Source organism: uncultured Alsobacter sp. (assembly GCF_945952055.1).
Classification (GTDB): domain Bacteria; phylum Pseudomonadota; class Alphaproteobacteria; order Rhizobiales; family Beijerinckiaceae; genus Alsobacter.
Map to the genome: position 1 here is coordinate 38,167 of NZ_CAMFHB010000010.1, position 22,003 is coordinate 60,169.

Consider the following 22,003-nt stretch of genomic DNA (forward strand, 5'->3'; position numbering starts at 1 on the left):
CGTGCCCAGCAGCTTCGCCGGGCGTATTGCCGTCCGCGTCGGCGCGGTACTGTTGCTCCTGTTCTCCCTCCACCTGGCCTACCAGGCGAAGCGCAACGTCGACGAGCGGCACGCGCTCGACATCGGGATCGTGCATCGCGCCACCCGCGCCGTGGCCAATACGCTCGAGACCGGCATCGGCCCCGGTCCTGTTCCCCTTGCGGGCGCGAGCGAGAGCCTCGACATTTACGCGAGGTCCGAGGCTCCCCTGAATGCCTACCGGGTCATCGAGCCGGTCGCGGGACGCATCGTCGCGCAAGGCGGCCGGGTCGACACGCTGGCCCGGGTCGCCGAATTCGTGCGCTACGATCCGATGCGCACCATCTCCGAAGTCTCGGAGGTCGAGCTCGACGGCAAGCCCGTCATCTGGGGGATGCTCCGGCAGGACGTCGGAGATCGCGACATGCTCGTGGAGGTCGCCATCGAGCGCGGCACCCCGGGGCTCATGCGCGATGCGCTGCTGGGCGAACTCGCCCTCGACGTTCCCGCCGTCTGGGTGCTGTCGATCGCGTCCGCGATCTTCCTGGTCTACCTCATGATTCGGACCGGGCTCGCCCCCCTCGTAGAGGCGCGCAGGGCGTTGCGCGAAGACGGGCCCCGGGCCCCCGCGATTCCAGGCACGAGACGGGACCCGGAAGCCTCCGTGGAGGAGGTCGACGGCTTCCTGGACGACCTGCGGGGGGCCTTCGCCCGCCAGTCGGCCATCGTCCAGGCCCAGCAGGAGTTCGTCGCGCGTTCGGCCCACGAGCTGCGCACGCCCCTGACGCTGATGGCCCTCGACCTCGCCGGGATCGACGACGATCGGGCCAGGGCCATGGAAGCCGACGTCCACGACCTGTCCGCCAAGATCGCCAACATGCTGGCCTGGGCCAGGCTCGACGCGGATGCCGACCGGCACGTCGCCCTCGTGGAGATCGGCCCCGTGGCGGCGAGGGTTGTGGCGGGGCTGAAGCCGCTGGCCGACCGGCGCGGCACCAGCCTGGCCGTGACCTGCGAGCCCGGAGCCAGGGTCGTCGGCGACCCGTTCTCCGTGGAAGAGGCTCTTCGCAATCTGGTGGAAAATGCCGTCCGCCACGGTCCCGAGGGGGGGCACGTTTTCATCGGCGGCCAGGCGGATGGAACGGTGACAGTCGACGACGACGGGCCGGGGTTTCCGACCCTGGATCCCGACGTTCTGTGCCGGCCCTTCTGGCGCGGCGGAAACGGCACCGAAGGCTCGGGCCTGGGCCTGGCGCTGGTGCGCAGAATCGCTGAGCGGCATTCGGCAGCCTTGCGCTTCGAGCGCTCTCCGCGTGGAGGGGGCCGAGCGGTCCTCGCGTTCCGCCGCGTCAAGGCCGCCGCGCTGGCAGATTTAGCTCAATAAAACGGTTAACGAGCGCTTAAACTTTCCTGTCGGATGTCAGGATTGTGTCAGGTTGAGTTGAGAACCTGACACAACCAAAACGCGCAGAATCCATGCCCGTTTTCTGGGGAGTTCGACGCGGATGGCGCCGGCCAGGCGACGTTCGCGAACGGCCTCCCTCGTCCTGAAACCGCCAGAGGGAACGCCGCGCTTGTGCCCGTCAGCCCCCCACGGATCTCCGGTTGCCGATGCCCCGAAGGGCCCGCGGCAGGGCTGCGCCTCTAGCGCGTTCCTGGCCCCTCTTTGTCCTGCGTCCCGTGCCGGCAGCGCGTCCTGCCAGCCCCGGTCCTCGCGCCCTGAAAAACCCCGCTTGGAGTGCTTGCCATGGTCACGATGATCCGTAGCGATCTGGACTTCATTCTCGCCCAGATCAAGATCGCCGAAGCCGACGCGAGGGGCGAACCGCTCCTGGGGACATACATTCCCAACAGCGAGCTGCCCTGGGGGCTGCGGCGGGTGGATGGATCCAACAACAACCTGACGCCCGGACAGAGCGGCTACGGCGCCGCCGACCAGCCGTTCCCAAACGCGGTCGACCCGGTCTTCATCAACGAGGGCGACGACGGCATGGCCTTCGGCCCGCCGATCATGGGGGCCGGCGGTCCGGTCGACTTCGGGTTCCTGAAGTTCCCGGGCCTGCCCGCGGGCCCGAATAACCCGCCGCTGCCTTTCGGCTACATCCCGGACTATGCCAAGTTCGGTGGCCAGGGCGTCACCGCCGTTCCCGGCGGCTTCAACAGCCCGAACGGCACCTTCATTCCGGGGCCGATCCAGCCCAACTACCTCGTGAACACCAACTACGCGGTGTTCCGAGACCCGGGCACCAGCATCGACACGGCGAATGATCCGTCGCTGCCGGCCCGCGCCATTCAGCCCGGCGACGTGGTCGACGCGGATCCGCGCATCATCTCCAACCTGATCGTCGACCAGACCGCCAACAACCCGGCCGCGGTCTACAAGGCGCTTCAGATGGCAGGGGTCGCGGACCCCTTCCAGGGCATGCTCGACGTGCGCGATGCGGTCGCGGCGGTCAAGGCGGCGACGACGCCGCAGGCCGTCACGGAGGCGAAGGACGCCCTGCGCCTGCTCGTCGAGGGGTTCGGCCTGACGCTCGAGGAGCATGTCTCCGGGGACATCACGAAGGCGACGCTGGTCATCGAGAACGTCGCGCCCGACGCCGGACTTTCGGCGCCGTTCAACAGCTGGATGACCCTGTTCGGCCAGTTCTTCGACCACGGGCTCGACCTCGTCGGCAAGGGCGGCTTCGGCACGGTCTACGTGCCGCTGCAGCCCGACGACCCGCTCTACGTTCCTGGCGGCAATTCGAACTTCATGGCGCTGACGCGCTCGACGCTCGACGCCAACGGCAACGCGGTCAACAAGGTCACGCCGTTCGTCGACCAGAACCAGACCTACACGTCCAATCCGTCGGCCCAGGTGTTCCATCGTGAGTACCGGCTCAACGCCGCGGGCCAGCCCGAGGCGACCGGTCGCCTGCTGAACGGCGCCGATGGCGGACTCGCCACCTGGGCGGACATCAAGGCGCAGGCCCGCAACGTGCTGGGCATCGAACTCAACGACATGAACATCCACGACATTCCCGAGATCGTCGTGGATCCCTATGGCAACTTCACGCCCGGTGCGAACGGCTTCCCGCAGCTGGTTCGCTCGATCGGGCCCAACGGCGCGGTGACGGCGGTTTCCGGCACGCCGGCGGCTCCCGTCAGGACGGCCGACGGCATGGTGTCCACCGGCCACGCCTTCCTCGACGACATCGCCCACAACGCCAATCCCGACGCGGGCGAGGTGGCCGACTCCGGCGCGACCGAGCAGGGCCCCGGCGACGTCAGCACCGCGGCGATGCGGCAGGCCGCCGGCACCTACGACAACGAACTCCTCGATCGTCACTTCATCACCGGTGACGGCCGCGGCAACGAGAACATCGGCCTCACCGCCGTCCATCACGTCTTCCATTCCGAGCACAACCGTCAGGTCGACCTGATCCAGAACCTGCTGGTCAGCGAGGCGAAGGCGGCGCAGGCCGCACTCGTCGGCGTCACCGATCCGGCCGAGCGCGCGCTTCTGGAGGCCGACGCTCTCGACAAGCTGAACTTCCTCAACGAGTGGCTGGACGCGCCGCTCACGGCCGCGCAGCTCGCGACGGCGACGGTCGCCACCGTGGACTGGAACGGCGAGCGCATCTTCCAGGCCGCCAAGCTGCCCACCGAGATGCAGTACCAGCACCTCGTGTTCGAGGAGTTCGCCCGGACGGTCCAGCCGTTCGTGAACGTCTTCAACGACTACCAGGGTGATCTCGACCCGGCGATCCTCGCGGAGTTCGCGCACACGGTCTATCGCTTCGGCCACTCGATGCTGAACGAGACCGTCGACCGCCTCACCCCCGAGAACGAGGTGATCGGCTCCGGCGGCGTCGTCGGTGCGGCCGACCAGATCGGCCTCATCGAGGCCTTCCTCAACCCCGTCGAGTTCAATGCCGGTGGCCTGACAGCCGAAGAGTCGGCCGGCGCCATCGTCCGCGGCATGACGCGTCAGGTCGGCAACGAGATCGACGAGTTCGTCACCGAGGCCCTGCGCAACAACCTCGTGGGCCTGCCGCTCGACCTCGCCGCGCTCAACATCGCCCGCGGCCGCGAGACCGGCGTGCCCACGCTGAACGCCGCGCGCGCCGACTTCTTCGCCGGCTCCGGCGACAGCCAGGTCAGGCCTTACCTGAACTGGGCCGACTTCACGGCCAACCTCAAGAACCCCGCCTCCGTCATCAACTTCATCGCCGCCTACGGCAACCATTCCGCGCTGACGGCGCCGGACGTGAACACCCTCGACGAACGCCGCGCCGTCGCTACGGCGCTGGTGCTCGGAGGCTCCGCCACCATCAACGGCGGCACGGCGCAGCAGCGGGTCTTCACCGCCACCGAGACGGACCGCCTCGACTTCCTGCATCACCGCGGCGTCTACGCCTCGGACGCATCGCTCGGCGGCCTGAACAACGTGGACTTCTGGATCGGCGGCCTCGCCGAGAAGCAGATGGCCTTCGGAGGCATGCTGGGGACGACGTTCAACTTCGTCTTCGAGGTCCAGCTCGAGCACCTGCAGAACGGCGACCGGTTCTACTACCTGTCGCGCCTGGCCAACCTGAACCTGACGGCCCAGCTCGAGAACAACAAGTTCGCCGAGATGATCCACCGCAACACGGACGCGACCCATCTGCCGGGCAACGTCTTCAAGGCGATGGACTTCCAGCTCGAGGTCGACCAATCGAAGCAGTACAATGCCGGCCTGGGCAATGCCGACCCGACGGGCCTCTCGGCCGGTCTCGATCCCTTCCTCAGCGCCGTCAACGGCGGCCAGAAGGTCATCCGCGTCGACGCGGACAATGACGGGTTCTTCGAGACGCTGCAGTTCGTCGGGCCGGAGCACGTCGTGCTCGGCGGCACCGAGGGCAACGACCGCCTCATCGGCGACGAGGGCGATGACGCCCTGTGGGGCGACGGCGGCAACGACACGCTCGAAGGCGGCATCGGCAACGATTTCATTTTCGGTGGCGAAGGCAACGACATCATCACCGACCAGTTCGGTGACGACGAGATCCGCTCCGGCGCCGGCGACGACGTGGTCACAGGCGGCCAGGGCATCAACCTGATCATCACCGACACCGGCCGCGACTTCGTGTGGGGTGGCGTCGACGACGAAGAAATATTGCTCGGACAAGGCGACGACTTCGGAGAGGGCGGCGCCGGCCAAGACATGATCATGGGCGGGGAGGGCAACGACTGGATGGAGTCGGGCACCGAGAACGGCCTCATGCTCGGCGACAACGGCGACATCGTGCAGGGCCTGCCGATCAAGCGCAGCGTCGACAGCCCTGTCGTGGGCCATGACGTGATGGTCGCCACCGGCGGCAACGCCGACTTCGATGCCGAGCAGGGCGACGACATCATGGTCGGCGGCCTGGGCACCGACCGCTTCTTCGGCCAGTTCGGCTTCGACTGGGCGACCTACCGCAATGATCCGGTCGGGATCGAGGCGGACATGAACAACCGCCTGTTCGCCCCGCCGACGCTCCCGGCGTCGCCCGGTGCCATTCTCGACCGGTACGCGCAGACCGAGGCGCTGTCGGGCTCCAGCAAGTCGGACATGCTGCGCGGCGACGACATCGCCGACTTCGGCGGTGGCGGTGCCCCGGCGGCCAACACGGCGGCGGTGCTCGACCACGCCCTGAAGGACGTCAACGTCAAGCTCATCCGCGGGCTCGACGCCTGGCTCGGCGCCCAGCTCAACGAGGCTGGCGAGAACCGCTTCTCGACGGGCAACATCCTCCTCGGTGGCTCGGGCAGCGACATCATCGAAGGCCGGGGCGGCGATGACCTGATCGACGGCAACAACTGGCTGAACGTGCGCATCGAGGTGGTGCAGCTCGACAGCCAGGGCCGCCAGACCGACACGGTCCTGGAGACCGTGGACGGCATGGGCGCGCTCCAGCAACGCATGTTCAAGGGCGACATCGCCGTTGCGCAGTTGCGCATCGTTCGCGAGATCATCGACGACAAGCAGGACGCGAACTTCAAGGCGATCGCCGGCTCCACGAACCAGAACGATCTCGACAACGTCGACATCGCGGAGTTCTCGGGCAACCTGAGCGAGTACACGATCGAGGGCTACGACGCCCTGCGCGGCATCGCCACCGACGCCAACGGCGACGGCTGGATCACCGTCACCGACAATCGGGTCGGCGGCACCGATGGCGTCGATCGCCTGAAGAACATGGAGCGCGCGCTCTTCGCCGACGGCAGCGTCAAGCTCACCCGTCACGAGAACAAGATCGCGGAAGGGCGCGCCAACGTGCTGGTGGACGGCGTCCGCGCGGCAGACGGTCAGCCGATCGTCGCCGCCGGCGACGTGCTGACGGCCAACCTCGCCGGGGTCATCGACCGCGACAACCGCGGCGTCGACAATCCGACCGGGGCGATCACCCAGCAGGTCTCGTACACGTGGCAGGTCGAGACGGTCGCGGGGTCGGGTGTCTTCACCGACATCCTCATCACCGTGGGCGACGAACTGGTCCCTGTGCGCGGTCAGACCTTCACGGTAACCGGCGCCGAAGCAGGCCTCGCCATCCGCGTCGTCGCCCAGTTCAAGGACGCCGACGGGGTCATCGAGACCGTCTATTCGAACGCCGACGAAGGCGGAAACCCGGCCGAACCGCCGTCCATCGCGCTCGACGGGTTCAACACGACGTTGGTGCGCTCGCTCGCCGACAATTTCAACACGGCGTCAGCTTCGAACAACGGCGGCACCGCCACCTTCAATGGGCCGTGGGTGGAGGCAGGCGACGGGGCCAACTCGGTTACGGCCGGCAGTGTCCAGATTGACCAGGGCAATTCGAACGAACTGCGCTTCAACAGTGGAGCCGGCGGCGTCACGATGACCCGTGCGCTCAATCTCTCCGGTGCGAACGCGGCCGTCGTCACGTTCGACATCACCGACCAGAACATCTCGGCTGCGGCCGGGCTGCTCGGCGGCGACAACGAGGTGCTCGAGTTCCGCTACGCCGCGGACGGCGTCAACTTCACGACGCTGGCCACCTTCAACGGCGACACCCCTGTGTCGCAGTCGATCGCCCTTCCCCTGGGGACGGGGTTCACGGCCAACGCCGCGATCCAGTTCCGCCTCGTGGGCACGCTGGATACCGACCTGATCTTCTTCCCCGAGCGGTTCAGCGTCGATAACCTGGTGATCACGGCCAACAACACGGTGCCGGTCGTGCCGCCGGGCCAGAACCTGCTGTCCACCTTCAACGAGGACCAGACGACGCCGATCCTGATCGGGTCGGAGCCGCTGATCACCGATGAGGACAGCACCCAGCTCGTGTCCGCCCGGGTGGTGCTGACCAATGCGTCGGCCGGCGACGTCATGGCGATTTCCGGCGCGCTGCCGCCCGGCATCACCGGTTCGGTGAACACGGCCACCCCCGGCGTCATCACGGTGAACCTCACCGGCACGGCGTCCCTGGCGGCCTACCAGAGCGCCATCCAGGCGGTCACCTTCAACAACACCTCCAACAATCCATCGGCGGTCCAGCGGGTGGTCCAGGTCACCGTGAACGACGGTGTCTTCGACAGCGATCCCGCGATCCACCGCATCAATATCGTTCCCCAGAATGACGCGCCGACGGCCACCGCCGACACGATCCGCACCAACATCGCCACCGGGTCCTTCTCCGTGGCCGATGGGCTCCTGCTGGCGAACGACACCGACCCGGACAACACCACGCTCACGATCACCGGCGTCGCCGAGAACGTGAACAACCTGAGCGTCGCACGCGGCGCCGGCCTCACGACCGTGACCACGCAGGCGCTGCCCGCCGGTGCGACGCGCAACTTCACCTACACGCTGTCGGACGGCGCCGGTGGCACTGGCACCGGCACGGTGAGCGTCATCAACTCGCTCACCGGCAATGCGAATGACGCCGAGATCTTCATCGCCGACGGTGCGGCCTCGACGATCACGGCCAACGGCGGCAACGACACGGTCTTCACAGGGGCGGGCAACGACTCGGTCGTGGCCGGCACCGGCGACGACGTGATCAACTGGCTCGTGGGCGACGGCCGCGACACGATCGACGGCGGCACCAACACCGGGGCCGGCGACACCTTCGCCATCACCGGCGACGCGTCGGCCGAGACCTTCGGCATCTACACCCGGGCCGCGTTCTTCGCGGCCAATCCGGGCCTGGCCAACACCGCAATTCTGACCACCACGCAGATCGTCATCACCCGCAACGGGTCGGCGCCCGCCAACGTGGTCGCCGAGCTGCGCGGGATCGAAGAACTCGTCGTCAACACGGTCCCGCAGACGGCCGGCTCGCTGCCGGCCAACGGAACCGCCGGCGGCGACACGGTCCAGGTGTTCGGCAACTTCACCGGCGTTCTCAACCCCAACACGATCACCATCAACGGCACGGCGGGCAACGACACGGTCGACATCACGGCCCTGACGTCGGCCCACCGCATCGTCCTGAAGTCCAACGGCGGAAACGATGTCATCGTCGGCACGCTGCGTCCGCAGGACGTGATCGAGCTGCCCGCGGGCACGCCGGGCGACTACACCGAGACGGTGAACGCGAACGGCACCCGGACGCTGTCCAACGGCACCCACTCGGTGACGTTCACCTCGGCGGGAACGCCGACGGTTGTTGCGCCCGGCACCACCGGGGGCACTCCCGGCAACGACGACGTGGCCTCCCCCGGCAACTTCGTCCTCACCGCAGCCGACATCGCCGGCCTCGGCTCCGTCGTGCGGGGTCAGGCCATCCCCGGCAACGACGACGTGGTCCCCGGTGTCAGCGACCTCTCTGGCACGGGCAACAACGTCGCCAACGGTGACCAGGGTGCGGCCGACACGACCTTCATCCGCCTCACCGAGGCGCGCTACGGGGCGGGCACGGCTGACGGCAACCGCGACGTCAACCCGATCTTCGACGGGCTCGATGCGCGGATGCTGAGCAACATCCTCGGCGCTCAGGAAGCCGACCTCGGCAAGCAGGCCAACAACGCCAACATCCTGTTCATGGCGTTCGGCCAGTACTTCGACCACGGCCTCGACTTCCTGCCCAAGGGCGGCAACGGCACGATCGTCATCGACCAGCCGGGCGCCGGCCGAACCCCGACGACGAACAACCCCGCCGACCTCACCCGCGGCAGCGTTGCCTTCGTCGACGGCGAGGGCACGCCGCAGCACCTCAACAAAGTCACGGCCTATGTCGACCAGAATCAGGCCTATGGCTCCAACGAGGTGGTCGGCACCTTCCTGCGCCAGGCCGACGGCAACGGCGGGGTCGGATCCAAGCTGGCCTTCGGCGGCGTGGATCCGTCCAACCCGGACCACGACCTGCTGCCGACCCTGCGTCAGTTGATTGCCGAGCACTGGGCCAACGACACGGTCTTCAGCGGTCCACAGTTCGCGGGCGGCCAGACGACCTTCCGCACCTACTATGCCGGTCTGTTCAACGGCGATGGTTCGTTCAACACCGACGTCGTCAAGGCCATGGCCGGGAACTTCATGGGCACCGGCCACGCCCTCCTGCTCGACACCAACCCCTACATCAACCTGCTTGACCACGTGGTGGCCGGCGACGGGCGCGTGAACGAAAACATCACGCTCACGACCATGCACACCGTGTGGGCCCGCAACCACAACTTCCACGTCGAAAACCTGCTCGCCCAGGGCTTCCAGGGCACGGCGGAGGAGGTGTTCGAGGCCGCCAAGGCGCTGAACGAGGCGGAGTACCAGCGGGTCGTCTTCACCGAGTTTGCCGACGCCCTAATCGGCGGCATCCGTGGTGACGGAGACCATGGCTGGAACGGCTACAACCCAGATGCGGACGCGGGCATCTCTCATGAGTTCGCCGCAGCCGTGTACCGGGTCGGCCACTCGCTGATCGGACAGACCATCACGGTCATCGGCGCCGACGGGCAGCCCCAGCAGGTGCCGCTGTTCGACGCCTTCCTCAACCCGAGCAACGACGCCGACGTCTTCACCGCGCCGCTGTCGACGCTGGCCCAGTACGGATACGTGCCGAAGCCCGGCTACGAGCAGCTCGGCGCCAACTCCATCCTCGGCGGCATCCTGCAGCAGCCGGCGGAGGAGGTGGACTTCAACATCGTCGACGCGGTTCGCAACGACCTGGTGCGCATCAACGCCGACCTGTTCTCCTTCAACGTCGCCCGTGGCCGTGACGTGGGCCTCGGCACCCTGAACCAGGTCCGCGCGGACCTCGCGGCCTCCGCCAACGGCTATGTCCGCGAAGCGGTGTCCTACGCCGGCAACCTGTCACCCTACAGCTCCTGGGAGGACTTCCAGCAGCGCAACGGCCTGTCCGACGCGGTCATCGCCCAGTTCCGCCAGGCCTATCCGGACCTGGTGCTCGACACGCCGGAGAAGCTTGCTGCCTTCACCGCGGCCAACCCCGACATCGCGCTCGTCAACGGCAACACGGTGAAGGGCATCGACCGGGTCGATCTGTGGGTCGGCGGCCTTGCCGAAAAGCACATTAACGGTGGCATGGTCGGACAGACCTTCTGGGTCGTGCTGCACGAGCAGTTCGACCGGCTGCAGGAGGCCGATCGGTTCTACTACCTCGACCGCTTCGAGAACTTCGACTTCTACCAGCAGATCGAGGACGTGCGCTTTGCGGACATCATCGCCCGCAACACCGGCATGACCCTGCCCGGCGATGCGTTCCTCGTGCCGGATCAGAATGGCGACGGCACGGGCAACGGTGACGGCACGGGCAACGGTGACGGCACCGGCAATGGTGACGATACCGGCAACGGAGACGATGACGGCGCCGGCACGGGCGGCGGCACTGATGACGGTGACGATGACGGCGACGGTGCCGGCAGCGGCTCCGGAAACGGCTCCGGCTCCGGGTCAGGCAACGGCACGGGTTCCGGCAACGGCACGGGTTCCGGCAACGGCTCTGGATCCGGCAACGGGTCGGGTACCGGTAACGGCACCGGCAACGGCACTGGCAACGGGACCGGAACGCCCACCCCCTCGCTTCCGCTGGCGGCGATTGCCGGCACGGCGGCCACCGATGCCATCCTCGGCACGGCGACCGGCGAGGCGATCACGGCGCTGGGCGGGGACGACGTGGTCGTCGGCAACGGCGGCACCGACAACGTGTCGGGTGGCGAGGGCTCCGACCTCGTCCATGCCGGTGACGACGACGACACGGTCTTCGCCGGTGCCGGCGACGACCAGGCCTTCGGTGGCCGTGGGGCGGACACGATCTTCGGCGACGCAGGGGCCGATCGCCTCTTCGGCGACGAGGGCGCGGACGTCATCTCCGGCGGCGCCGGCAACGACACGGTCTTCGCCGGTTCGGGCGACGACTGGGTCATGGCCGAGGCCGGCGACGGCAACGACGTGTACTGGGGCGAGAGCGGCGTCGACACCTACGACGCCTCGGCCTCGACCCGGGACATGACGGTGGACCTGGGGACGGGCTTCCAGGGTCGCGGCAGCGCGGTGGCGGCCGACACGGGTCTCGACATCCTCTACGGGTTCGAGAACGTCGTCACCGGTTTCGGCAACGACACGCTGACGGCCTCGAACGCGGCCAACGTGCTCGACGGCGGCGCCGGCAACGACGTGTTCCGGTTCCTGTCGGCCTCCGCGGCGGACGGCGACTTCATCGCCAGCCTGGAGCCCGGCGACCGGATCGACCTGTCGGCCATCGATGCCAACCAGGGTGCCTCCGGCGACCAGGCCTTCACGATCCTCAGCGGGTCGGCCTTCACCGCGGCAGGCCAGCTGCTGGTGACCTACGAGACCGACACGAAGGGTGACGAGGTCACCGTGGTGCAGGGCAACGTGGACGGCGACACCGATGCCGACTTCACGCTGCGCATCGGCGGCCGCCACGACCTCGGCGCGGGCACCGTGACCCTCTGACGACCATGACGGGACGGGCCCCGCGGCCCGTCCCGACCCGTCAACCTCCGGCGCCGGTCGCGCCTCCCATGATGCGGTGAACTCCAGTGGCGAACGAACGAGACGTCAGTGCCGCAAGGCGACGCGCCGCAGCCGAGCTGACGCGCGGGATTTCCGGAACCGTCGTTTTCCTCTTCATCATGTCGGGCCTCATCAGCCTGCTCGCGCTCACCGGCGCGCTGTACATGATGCAGGTCTACGATCGCGCCCTGACGAGCGGCAGCGTGCCCACGCTCGCCGCCCTGTCGGCCCTGGCGCTGGGGCTCTACCTGTTCCAGGGCGCCTTCGACGCGATCCGCAGCCAGGTGCTGGTGCGCATCGGCGCCCGCCTCGACCGCAAGCTCGGGCCGATCGCGCACAAGGTGGCGATCGAGATGCCGCGCTTCGGCTTCTCGACCACCGAAAGCCTGGAGCGCGGCCGCGACGTCGACACGGTGCGCGGCTTCCTGGCCGGGCAGGGGCCGGCGGCGCTGTTCGACCTGCCGTGGATCCCGGTCTTCCTGGCCTTCGTCTACATCCTGCATCCCTGGCTGGGCGTGCTGACGCTGACGGGCGCCTTCGTTCTCGCCGTGCTGACCATCGCCAGCGAGTTCCTGACGCGCCGGCACGCGGCGGGCACCCGGGCCGCCGCCATCGCCCGCAATGCCATCGCCGACAGCAACGCCCGCAACGCCGACGTCATCCGGGCCATGGGCTTCTCCGGCCACGCGGTGGCGCGCTTCAAGGCCGCCAACGACGAGCACCTCACCCTGCAGACGCGCACCAGCGACATCGCCGGCACGCTCTCGGCACTGTCGCGCGTGCTGCGGATGCTGCTGCAGTCGGGCGTGCTCGGCCTCGGCGCCTTCCTCGTCATCAAGGGCGAACTCACCGCCGGCGCCATCATGGCTGCGACGGTCGCGTCCGGACGCGCGCTGGCACCCGTCGACCAGGCCATCGCCAACTGGAAGAGCTTCGTCGCCGCGCGGGCATCGTTTGCCCGGCTGCGCGAGACGATCGGGGCCCTGGCCACCGCGGTCCAGCCGATGGACCTGCCGCGCGCGCGCCGTTTCCTGTCCGTGTCCAACGTGACGGTCGCGGCACCGGCCAGCGGCCAGGTGATCCTGACCGACATGACGCTCGAGCTGCGGGCCGGGGAGGCTCTCGGCATCATCGGACCGAGCGGTGGCGGCAAGTCGACGCTCGTGCGCGCGCTCGTCAACGTGTGGCCGACCCTGCGGGGATCGATCCGTCTCGACGGGGCGGAACTCGGGCACTGGAACGAAGACGCGCTGGGCCGCAACATCGGCTACCTGCCCCAGGACGTGGCGCTGCTCGACGCCACCGTCGAGGAGAACATCGCGCGCCTCGATCCCAGCCCCGATCCCGACAAGGTGATCGCGGCGGCGACCGCGGCCGGCATTCATGAGCTGATCCTGAAGCTGCCGCAGGGCTACCGCACCCCGATCGGGCCGCAGGGGTCGGTGCTCTCCGCCGGGCAGCGCCAGCGCGTCGGCCTCGCCCGGGCGCTCTACGGCGATCCCTTCCTGGTCGTCATGGACGAGCCGAATTCCAACCTCGACACCACCGGCGAGGCCGCGCTCAAGGACGCCATCCTCGCCGTCAAGGCGCGGGGCGGCATCGCCATCGTGGTGGCGCACCGCCCGAGCGCCCTGGCGGCCGTCGACCACATCGCAGTCATCCAGAACGGACGGCTCGCGGCCATGGGGCCGCGTGACGAAATCCTGTCCCACGGGAGCGGGTCCTCGGTGCATCCGCTCCCCGACAAGCTTTCCAGGAGGAAGGTGTCATGATCCGGGTCAAGGCGGCACAGCAGCGGCAGGTCGAAACCGGCCCGTCGCGTCAGGCCTTCGTCGAGGCGGGGCTCGAGAAGACCCCGGTGGGGCTGGCGGGCATCGGCATCGCGCTGGTGTCCATGGCGCTCTACATGAAGGGGCTCGTGGCCCCCGCCTTCGGGCGCGGCCAGGCGACCGAGGAGCCCGAGCGGCGCGATCCCGGCCAGGACGAGGCGGCCCAGGCGCCCACTTCGGCGGACACGATCACCGCCGAGCAGGCGGCGGCCCGCGACGAGGACGCCGGAGCCGAGGTGATGCCCTTCACGCCCCGCGCCGTGGGCAAGGCGAAGGGCTCCTCCGGCCTGCCGCCGATCGAGATGGAACAGCCGGTCGACCTGCTCGGCCAGTTCAGAGCGACCCAGCGTTCGCCGCACGCCGCGCCCCGCGACGATGGGGCCGCTCCCGACGGTCGCCAGGCCCCCCAGCGGGACTGGAGCGTTCCGGACGTCCGGTCGGCCTCCGCGGGTGGCGGTGGCGGCGGGGGAGGAGGAGGTGGCGGTGGCGGGGGCGGCGAAACGCGGCTCGCGCCGCAGCATCAGAACGAAGCCAACGGGTCGCCGCGCAACCGCGCGCCCATCGTGTTCGGACCGGTCACCCTGCGCTCCGTGCCGGCGGGCGAGACGGTCTGGATCGCCTTCGCGGCCCTTCTGGCCGGCGCCGTGGACCCCGACCGCGACGCCCTGCGCGTCACCGGTCTGGAGGTTTCGGCGGGCTCCTTCCAGGTTTCGGACGACGGCATCCTCTACACCGCCCCCTCCGAGGCGGTCGGGCCCGTGCGCTTCTCCTTCCGGGTCACCGACGGCGAGTTCACGGTGCGCCAGGTCGCCACCAGCGAGATCGTCGACCGCACGCCGATCGTTGGGACGGACGGAAACGACAGCCTCGTCGGCACGCCCTTCGACGACCGTATCGACGCCCTCGGCGGAGACGACACGGTGGTCGCCCTGGCGGGCCACGACATCGTCGCCGGCGGCGACGGTGACGACGTCATCGAGGGCGGCGACGGCAACGACACCCTGTTCGGTGGCCTGGGCCACGACGTCATCCGGGCCGGGACGGGCAACGACATCGTCTGGGCCGGGGAGGGCGACGACACGGTCTTCGGCCAGGCCGGCAACGACGTGCTCTACGGCGAGGACGGAAACGACAGTCTCGCGGGCGGCGAGGGGGCCGACGTGGCCTATGGCGGCCAGGGTGCCGACAGCCTGTCGGGAGATGCCGGGCGCGACGTGCTGTTCGGCCAGGAGGGCAACGACCTCATGTCCGGCGGCGAGGGGGAGGATCTCCTGGCCGGCGGCACGGGAGCCGACACCCTCGCGGGCGATGCCGGCAACGACATGCTGCTGGGCGACGAGGGCGACGACAGCCTGTCGGGCGGTGCCGGTCACGACGTCCTGTCCGGCGGGGCCGGGGCCGACACGGTGGACGGCGGCGCCGGAGACGACGTCGTCCTGGGGCAGATCGACGCCGCCGCCGACGTGCTGCAGGGCGGAGAGGGGCATGATGTCCTCGACTATGGCGAGGCGACGACGGCGCTGCTGATCGACCTTGCCGCGGGGCGCGTCTACGGCGCCGAGACAGGCGAGGACAGCATCTCCGGCTTCGAGAGCATTCGGGCGGGCGCGGGCGACGACCGGGTCGTGGTCGGCGAGGCGCCGGTGTCGCTGTTCGGCGGCGAGGGGAACGACGTCTTCGAGTTCCAGGCGCCGTCCTCGTCGCAAGCCGCGGCTGCCGCTGGCCAGGCCGGCATGGCCATCCACGAGATCCTCGACTTCACCGTGGGCGACCGGATCCGGGTCGGCGGATGGACCATCGAGCGCGACGACGGGGAGATCTCCGGGCGCGCGCGCGACGGCCAGGCCCGCGCCAGCTTCGAGCTCAAGCCGCTGGGGCCGGGCGAGACGCTCGACCTGCAGCAGCCCTTCCGCCTGCGCATCGAGGAACGGGACGGGGAGGAGCGGACCGTCCTCGACGTGACCGTGGATGGGGTCGACGATCCCAACTACGCGATCGCGCTGAGCGGCCTCCACTCGCTCGTCTACAGCTACGCACAACAATGACGCCGCCGCGCGGCGAGGCGTCCGGAGATCGATCCATGAGCAAGGACAGCTACTCCCCCTTCGTGCGGGACCCGCGTGACCGGACCTTCCGGATCATGCCCCAGGTCGTGGGTGGCATCGTTCTGGGCGCCGGCCTGCTCGGCGGGCTGGGCGGCTGGGCCGCCGTGGCGCGGCTCGAGGGCGCCGTGATCGCGCCGGGCACGGTGAAGGTCGAGCAGAACCTCAAGGAGGTCCAGCACCGCGACGGCGGCATCGTGCGGGCGATCGGGGTGAAGACCGGCGACACGGTTCGCCAGGGTCAGGTCCTGATGAGCCTCGATGAGGTGCAGACCCGCGCCGAACACCAGATCGTGCGGTCGCAGCTCGCCGAGGCGCTGGTCCGGCAGGCCCGGCTCATGGCCGAGCGCGACAATGCCGAGGTGATCGCCTTCCCGACGGACCTGGCGGACCTCTCGTCAGGCCACGACGCCCTCATGGCGAGCGAGAAGCGGGTGTTCGACGGCAATCGCCTCACCCGCTCGAGCCAGATCCAGCAGCTCAACCTCGGCATCGACCAGATCCTGCAGGAGATCGCCGGCAGCGAGGCGCGCCGTGCCGCGGTGAAGGAGGAGATCGAGCTGGTCACCACCGAGCGCGTGAAGGTGCTCGACCTGTACCAGCGGGCGCTGATCGCCCATGACCGCGTCTATGCCGTCAACCGCGAGATCGTCCGCCTGCAGGGCACGAGCGGCGAGATCGAGTCGGGCATCGCCCGCGCCAGGACCCGCATCAACGAGGCGCGCCTGCAGATCCTCGCCATCGAGCAGAACGCGCGGGTCGAGGCGCAGAAGGAACTGCGTACGGTGGAGGCCCGCATCGCCGAACTCGCGGAGCGGAACGTGGCGATCGGCGATCGCCTGTCGCGCATGGAGATCCGTGCCCCCATCGACGGGACCATCAACGAGGTCACCGTGCACACGGTCGGGGGCGTGGTCACGCCGGCGGCGCGGCTGATGACCATCGTGCCGGAAGGCAGCGACCTGCGGGTCGAGATCCGCATCGCGCCCAACGACATCAACCAGCTCGCCGTCGGCCAGTCGGCTCGCCTGCGGTTCACGTCCTTCCAGCAGAACATGACGCCGGAACTGCGCGGCCGGCTGGCCAAGATCTCGGCCGCCACCATGAAGGACCCCGCCACGGGCCAGCCCTACTATGCCGGCGAGGTCGAGATCGGCGATCGCGGGCCGCTCGGCAACCAGCCCCTGATCCCCGGCATGCCCGTGGAGGTCTACGTCTCCACCCAGGAGCGCACGGCCCTGTCCTACATGGTGAAGCCCGTCCTGGACCACGTGAACCGGGCCATGCGGGAGCGCTGATAGCGCCTGGACTGCTTCGGCGACCCCGACGGCCGCGTTCAGCTCGGGCCAGGCACTTCGGCATGCACACACATGATCCTCGATGGTTGAGCGCGTTCTCCCTCCCCTGAAGGGGAGGGTGGATCGCGCGAAGCGCGAGACGGGTGGGGGCGATGTCGCAGGACTTGGTCCGACGCCAGCGCCGGCCCCGGGTTTGCGGGCTCGTTCTTCGCCGCTGCCCCCACCCGTCAGCCTCTTCGCGGCTGCCACCCTCCCCTGCAGGGGAGGGAGAGCGCCCTTCCCCCGCCTCGGGGAGGCGCACCGGGATTGCCGGTGAGTGTCTGACGCGGCGGGAAGGAACGGTAGGCAGGCCGAGGGCCTCGAAAGGATGGACCTGCGCCCATCCATCTGGTGAACTCCCCCCGACTTGGGGGACGACCATGAAACGACTTCTGCTCTCGGCGGCCATGGGGCTGCTCTTCACCTCTGCGGCGCTCGCCCAGGGCGCGCATCTGCGGTTCGGCCTGTCCGACGATCCGGACGCGCTGGATCCGCATCTCAACCGCACCTCGGCGACCGAGACGGTCATCAACGCCCTGTGCGACCGGCTGATCTACCTCGACAAGAGCATGCAGTTCCGCCCGGGGCTGGCGACGGCCTGGGCGTGGTCGAACGAGGGCAAGACGCTGGCCTTCACCATCCGCAAGGGCGCCGTGTTCCACGACGGCACGCCGGTGGACGCGCAGGCCGTGAAGTACAATCTCGACCGCGCCCTGACCCTCACCGGCAGCGCGCGGCGGGCTGACCTCGCCGGCCTCGACAAGGTCGAGGTGGAAGGCGACACGGTGAAGGTGACCATGAAGGAGGCCAACGCCTCCCTGCTGGCCAAGTTCGCCGAGCGCATCGGAGCCATCGTCTCCCCCAAGGCCGCGGAGGCGGCCGGGGCGAATTTCCAGCGCAGCCCCGTGTGCTCCGGTCCCTACAAGTTCGTCGAGCGCGTCGCGCAGGACCGCGTCGTGCTGGAGCGCAACCCGCAGCACTGGGATGCGGGAGCCTATTTCTTCGACCGGATCACCTTCCGGGTGATTCCGGACGACACGGTGCGGCTGGCCAACCTGCGCTCGGGCGACCTCGACATCATCGAGAAGCTGCCGCCGACCGACGCGGCCACCGTCAAGGCGTTGCCCCAGTTCAAGGTCGTCGCCGCCGACACGCTGAACTACCAGAGCATCGTCGTGAACCTCGGCAACACCGGCAAGGCGGACAACCCGATGGGGCGCGATCCGCGGGTGCGGGAAGCCTTCGAGACGGCCCTCGACCGGCAGGCGATCAACGACGTCGTCTTCGCCGGCCTGTACCTGGCCGGCAACCAGCCCGTGGCGCCGGGTTCGCCCTACTACAATTCTGCCGTGCCCCTGCCGCCACGCGACGTGGCGAAGGCCAAGAAGATCCTGGCCGATGCCGGCTACAAGCAGCCCGTGCCCTTCGAGATGCTCGTGCCCAACCGGACGCTGGCCGTGCGCGTGGCCGAGATGATCCAGGCCATGGTCCAGGAGGCCGGCATCGACATGAAGCTGAAGGTCGTCGAGTTCGCCACGACCCTCAGCATGACGGAGGCCGGCGACTTCCAGGCCTGGGGTCCCATCGGGCCGCAGAATGCCAACGATCCCGACGCGGTCACCTTCATGTCGCTGCACTCGACCGGCAACCGCAACGTCGGCAAATACGCCAATCCCGAGGTGGACAGGCTCGCCACCCTGACGCGCACGCAGACGGATCCCGACCTGCGCCGCAAGGCCTACCATGACCTCGCCACCGCCATCGGCAAGGACCGGGGCGTGATCTATCTCTACCACCAGCGCCCGCTCTTCGCGCTGAGTGCCAAGGTCACGGACGTGGACGTGACGGGCGACGGCTACCTGGTGTTCCGCGGCATGAAGCTCGCCAAATAGGCCGCCGGGGCTTGCCGCGCATGGACGGGCCAGCACTCTCCCGCATCGTCCGGGGCGGGTGGCAGGTCCATGCCGGCACGTCGGCCGATCCAGCGGCCGAGGCCCGCCGCATCCTGGCCTTCATGGCGGCCGGCGTTTCGACCTTCGAGACCTCGGACACCTACAGGCACGTCGACGACGCGCTGCGCCTCGCCATCGCGGCACGGCGCGAGGCCGGGCTGCCGCCGCCGCGCGTGCATGGGCGGCTCACCCTTCCCTGCGACGTCGAGGACGGGTGCAGGCAGGTGCTCGACCGGCTCGGCGCCGGGCGGATCGACCTGCTGCAGATCCAGGACTGGGCGCTGCGCGAGGATCGCATCCTCGCCGCCTGCCGCGCGGTCTCGGACCTGCAGGCGCGCGGGTTCGTCGGCGGCCTCGGGGTGATGAACATGTCGGAGGAGACGCTGCAGGTGCTGTGGGACGCAGGCGTCAGGCCGGCCTCGGTCCAGGTGCAGCTCTCGCTCCTCGACCGGCGGCCGCTGACGGCCCTGACGGGCTGGGCCGGCCGGCATGGTGTCGCCGTGCTCGCTTACGGGACGCTGGCCGGCGGTCTTCTCGACGGGCGCTGGCTGGGACGACCGGATCCGGGCCTGCGCTCCACGGGGGACGCGCCGTTCCACGCGGAGTATCGGGCGATCGTCGAGGCCTTCGGCGGCTGGGCGCTCTACCAGGAGCTGCTGGCCGCGCTCGCGTCGATCGCATCGGCCTGTTCGGCGACCATCCCCGACCTGGCGCTGCGCTGGGTGCTCGACCGGCCGGGCGTCGCGGCCGCGCTGGTGGGAGCGAGCGATCCGGCCCGCGTGGCGGCCTGGCGGCGAGCCCTCGCGCTGCGGTGGCCGGACGATGCGGAGGCGCGCATCGACGCCGTGCTGGCAAGGTCACCCGGCGTTCCTGGACCCGTCGGCTGGCTGGAAAGGCAGGCCGACGGTCCCTTCGCGAAGGCCATCGCCGCGAGCCGGTCTGCCGCTTCTCACATCCCGTAGACGGGGGCGGTCTCGGGATCGCCCGTCATCCAGGCGAGCAGGGTGCGGGTCCACGGGTTTTCCGCCCGCTGCTGGTCGAGGTGAATCCAGAAGTGGTCGAAGCCCGGCAGCACGAGCGTCTCGACGCGGCCGGGCTGGGCCTTCAGCCGCGCAACGAATTCGGGCGCCTGGGCGAGGCAGTAGGGGTTGTCGATGTCACCCCAGGAGACGTGGAAAGGAATCGTGTTCCCCTCCGTCCAGTGCAGCGGGCTCGCTTCGCGCGCGTGGTCCGTGCCGGAGATCAGCCCCACGCACATGTCGACGAGTTCGCGCCGGCCGCCGCCGGCATCGTAGGTCATGTCGTAGACGCCGCTGTAGGGGAAGCAGGCCTTGATCACGCCGGCCGGCAGACCCCGCCGCGCGACGAGGTCGCGGCGCAGCGCCATGAGCGACGAGAGCTGGCCGCCGGCCGAGTGGCCGCCGACGAAGATCCTGTCCGGGTCGCCGCCGTACCAGGCGATGTTGCGCCAGACCCAGGCCAGCGCGTCGAGGCAGTCGTCCAGCGCCACCGGGTACTTGTGCTCGGGCGCGAGCCGGTAGGACACCGACACGTAGATCGCCGGCGCCGCCACGACGGGGGGCGCGCCGAAGCCCATCCACTCCTTGTGGCCATGGGTCCAGGCGCCGCCGTGGATGTTCAGGAACACCGGCAACAGGTGGTCGTGGTCGGCCTGCGGGCGGTAGATGTCCACCGCCTGCCACGGGTCGGGCCCGTAGGGTACGTCGAGCGAGGTGCGGGTCGTCATCGCGGCCAGGCGCGACAGGTTCACGCAGACACGCGCATAGGCCTCGGCCTTCAGGCTCATGGGCGGGCGGGGCGGCAGGTTCGAGAAGATCAAGGCAGGCATTCCTCAGGGCTTGAACACCGGGGCGGTGGCCGGATCCGCGGTCATCCACGCCCGCAGCGTGCGCGTCCAGGTGCTGGCCGGGCGCTGCTGGTCCACGTGGATCCAGAAATGGTCGAACAGGGGATACATCCACCCCTCGGCGCGCGCGCCTGCCGCCTGCAGGGCCGCCACGAACAGCGGGCCCTGGGCCTTGCAGTAGGCGTTGTCGTTCTCCGACCAGGTGACCAGGAACGGCGTGCGCGCGCCGGCGACGTGCAGGAGCGGGGAGGCGGGGCCGACGTCCTGCGGGCGGTCCTCCGGTACGAGCGTGCGGGTCGAGGGAACGCGCACGCGGGCGCCGCCTTCGCCCGGCATGGTGAGATCGTAGACGCCGCTGTAGGGAAAGCAGGCCTTCACGAAGCCCGGCGGCAGCCCGTGGCGGTGCTGCAGGTCGGCGCGCAGCGTGATCAGCGCGGCGAGATGGCCGCCCGCCGAGTGCCCGCCGACGAAGACGCGGTCCGGATCGCCGCCGTAGTCGGCGATGGTGTCCCTCACCCAGGCCAGCGCCGCGAGGCAATCGTCCACGGGCGCGGGATAGGTGTGCTCCGGGGCGAGGCGGTAGGACACCGACACGTAGATCGCCGGGAAGGCGACGATGGCCGGCGCGTTGAGGCCCATCCACTCCTTGTAGCCGTGGGTCCAGCCGCCGCCGTGGATGTTCACGTAGACCGGCAGCCCGCGCAATCCAGCATCGTCGGGAAGGTAGACGTCGAGCGTCTGCAGCGGGTCGGCGCCGTAGGCCACGTCCATGACGTTGCGGGTGGTCATCGCCGCCAGGCGCGACAGGCGCAACGCCGTCTCCGCATAGGCGTCGGCCCGGACGTTGATCGGGGGCTGGGGCCTCAGGTCGTCGAAACTCATGGCGTTGGATCCGGCCGGCGTTCGCGCAGTGTGGACCGAGGCCGGGGCGCCCGTCCA

The 22,003-nt window shown here is 69.4% G+C and carries 9 protein-coding genes; 7 read left to right on the top strand and 2 right to left on the bottom strand.

All coding sequences use genetic code 11. The features are described from left to right. Position 1: 1 nt before the first annotated feature. The 7 genes from Q0Q47_RS09960 (at position 2) to Q0Q47_RS09990 (ending at position 20,159) form a co-directional block, all read left to right on the top strand. On the top strand, positions 2-1,402 hold the full coding sequence (locus Q0Q47_RS09960; protein ID WP_293858239.1) for a HAMP domain-containing sensor histidine kinase: 1,401 nt from the start codon (positions 2-4) through the stop codon (positions 1,400-1,402). Positions 1,403-1,765: 363 nt separating this feature from the next. Continuing rightward, positions 1,766-11,917 (top strand): peroxidase family protein, encoded by a 10,152-nt coding sequence (locus Q0Q47_RS09965; RefSeq protein ID WP_293858242.1) that lies wholly within the window; start codon positions 1,766-1,768, stop codon positions 11,915-11,917. A gap of 86 nt (positions 11,918-12,003) precedes the next feature. Beyond that, positions 12,004-13,749 (top strand): type I secretion system permease/ATPase, encoded by a 1,746-nt coding sequence (locus Q0Q47_RS09970; RefSeq protein WP_293858245.1) that lies wholly within the window; start codon positions 12,004-12,006, stop codon positions 13,747-13,749. Then, complete coding sequence (locus tag Q0Q47_RS09975) at positions 13,746-15,851, top strand: cadherin-like domain-containing protein (protein ID WP_293858248.1); 2,106 nt, start codon at positions 13,746-13,748, stop codon at positions 15,849-15,851. Before Q0Q47_RS09970 ends, Q0Q47_RS09975 begins: the two co-directional genes overlap by 4 nt. Before the next feature lie 35 nt (positions 15,852-15,886). Continuing rightward, positions 15,887-17,206 carry an HlyD family type I secretion periplasmic adaptor subunit gene (locus Q0Q47_RS09980; RefSeq protein WP_293858250.1) on the top strand — a complete coding sequence of 440 codons (1,320 nt, stop codon included), beginning with the start codon at positions 15,887-15,889 and terminating at the stop codon, positions 17,204-17,206. Between the two features lie 419 nt (positions 17,207-17,625). Then, complete coding sequence (locus tag Q0Q47_RS09985; protein WP_293858252.1) at positions 17,626-19,137, top strand: ABC transporter substrate-binding protein; 1,512 nt, start codon at positions 17,626-17,628, stop codon at positions 19,135-19,137. A 20-nt stretch (positions 19,138-19,157) separates the two neighbouring features. After that, positions 19,158-20,159: an aldo/keto reductase gene (locus Q0Q47_RS09990; RefSeq protein WP_293858256.1), complete on the top strand. Its 1,002-nt coding sequence runs from the start codon at positions 19,158-19,160 to the stop codon at positions 20,157-20,159. Here the strand turns inward: Q0Q47_RS09990 and Q0Q47_RS09995 are convergent. Then, a complete protein-coding gene (locus Q0Q47_RS09995; protein ID WP_293858259.1) occupies positions 20,147-21,046 on the bottom strand; it encodes an alpha/beta hydrolase in 900 nt (299 codons plus the stop codon). The genes Q0Q47_RS09990 and Q0Q47_RS09995 overlap by 13 nt on opposite strands. Before the next feature lie 3 nt (positions 21,047-21,049). Beyond that, the gene (locus Q0Q47_RS10000; RefSeq protein ID WP_293858262.1) at positions 21,050-21,946 is read right to left on the bottom strand and encodes an alpha/beta hydrolase; all 897 of its coding nucleotides are present in this window, start codon (positions 21,944-21,946) and stop codon (positions 21,050-21,052) included. Positions 21,947-22,003 lie beyond the last annotated feature (57 nt).

Excerpts from the sequence above, each read along its gene's own strand:
- Q0Q47_RS09965 (WP_293858242.1), top strand. The coding sequence starts at position 1,766 with ATGGTCACGATGATCCGTAGCGATCTGGACTTCATTCTCGCCCAGATC.
- Q0Q47_RS09980 (WP_293858250.1), top strand. The coding sequence starts at position 15,887 with ATGAGCAAGGACAGCTACTCCCCCTTCGTGCGGGACCCGCGTGACCGG.
- Q0Q47_RS10000 (WP_293858262.1), bottom strand. The coding sequence starts at position 21,946 with ATGAGTTTCGACGACCTGAGGCCCCAGCCCCCGATCAACGTCCGGGCC.
- Q0Q47_RS09990 (WP_293858256.1), top strand. The coding sequence starts at position 19,158 with ATGGACGGGCCAGCACTCTCCCGCATCGTCCGGGGCGGGTGGCAGGTC.
- Q0Q47_RS09985 (WP_293858252.1), top strand. The coding sequence starts at position 17,626 with ATGAAACGACTTCTGCTCTCGGCGGCCATGGGGCTGCTCTTCACCTCT.
- Q0Q47_RS09975 (WP_293858248.1), top strand. The coding sequence starts at position 13,746 with ATGATCCGGGTCAAGGCGGCACAGCAGCGGCAGGTCGAAACCGGCCCG.
- Q0Q47_RS09995 (WP_293858259.1), bottom strand. The coding sequence starts at position 21,046 with ATGCCTGCCTTGATCTTCTCGAACCTGCCGCCCCGCCCGCCCATGAGC.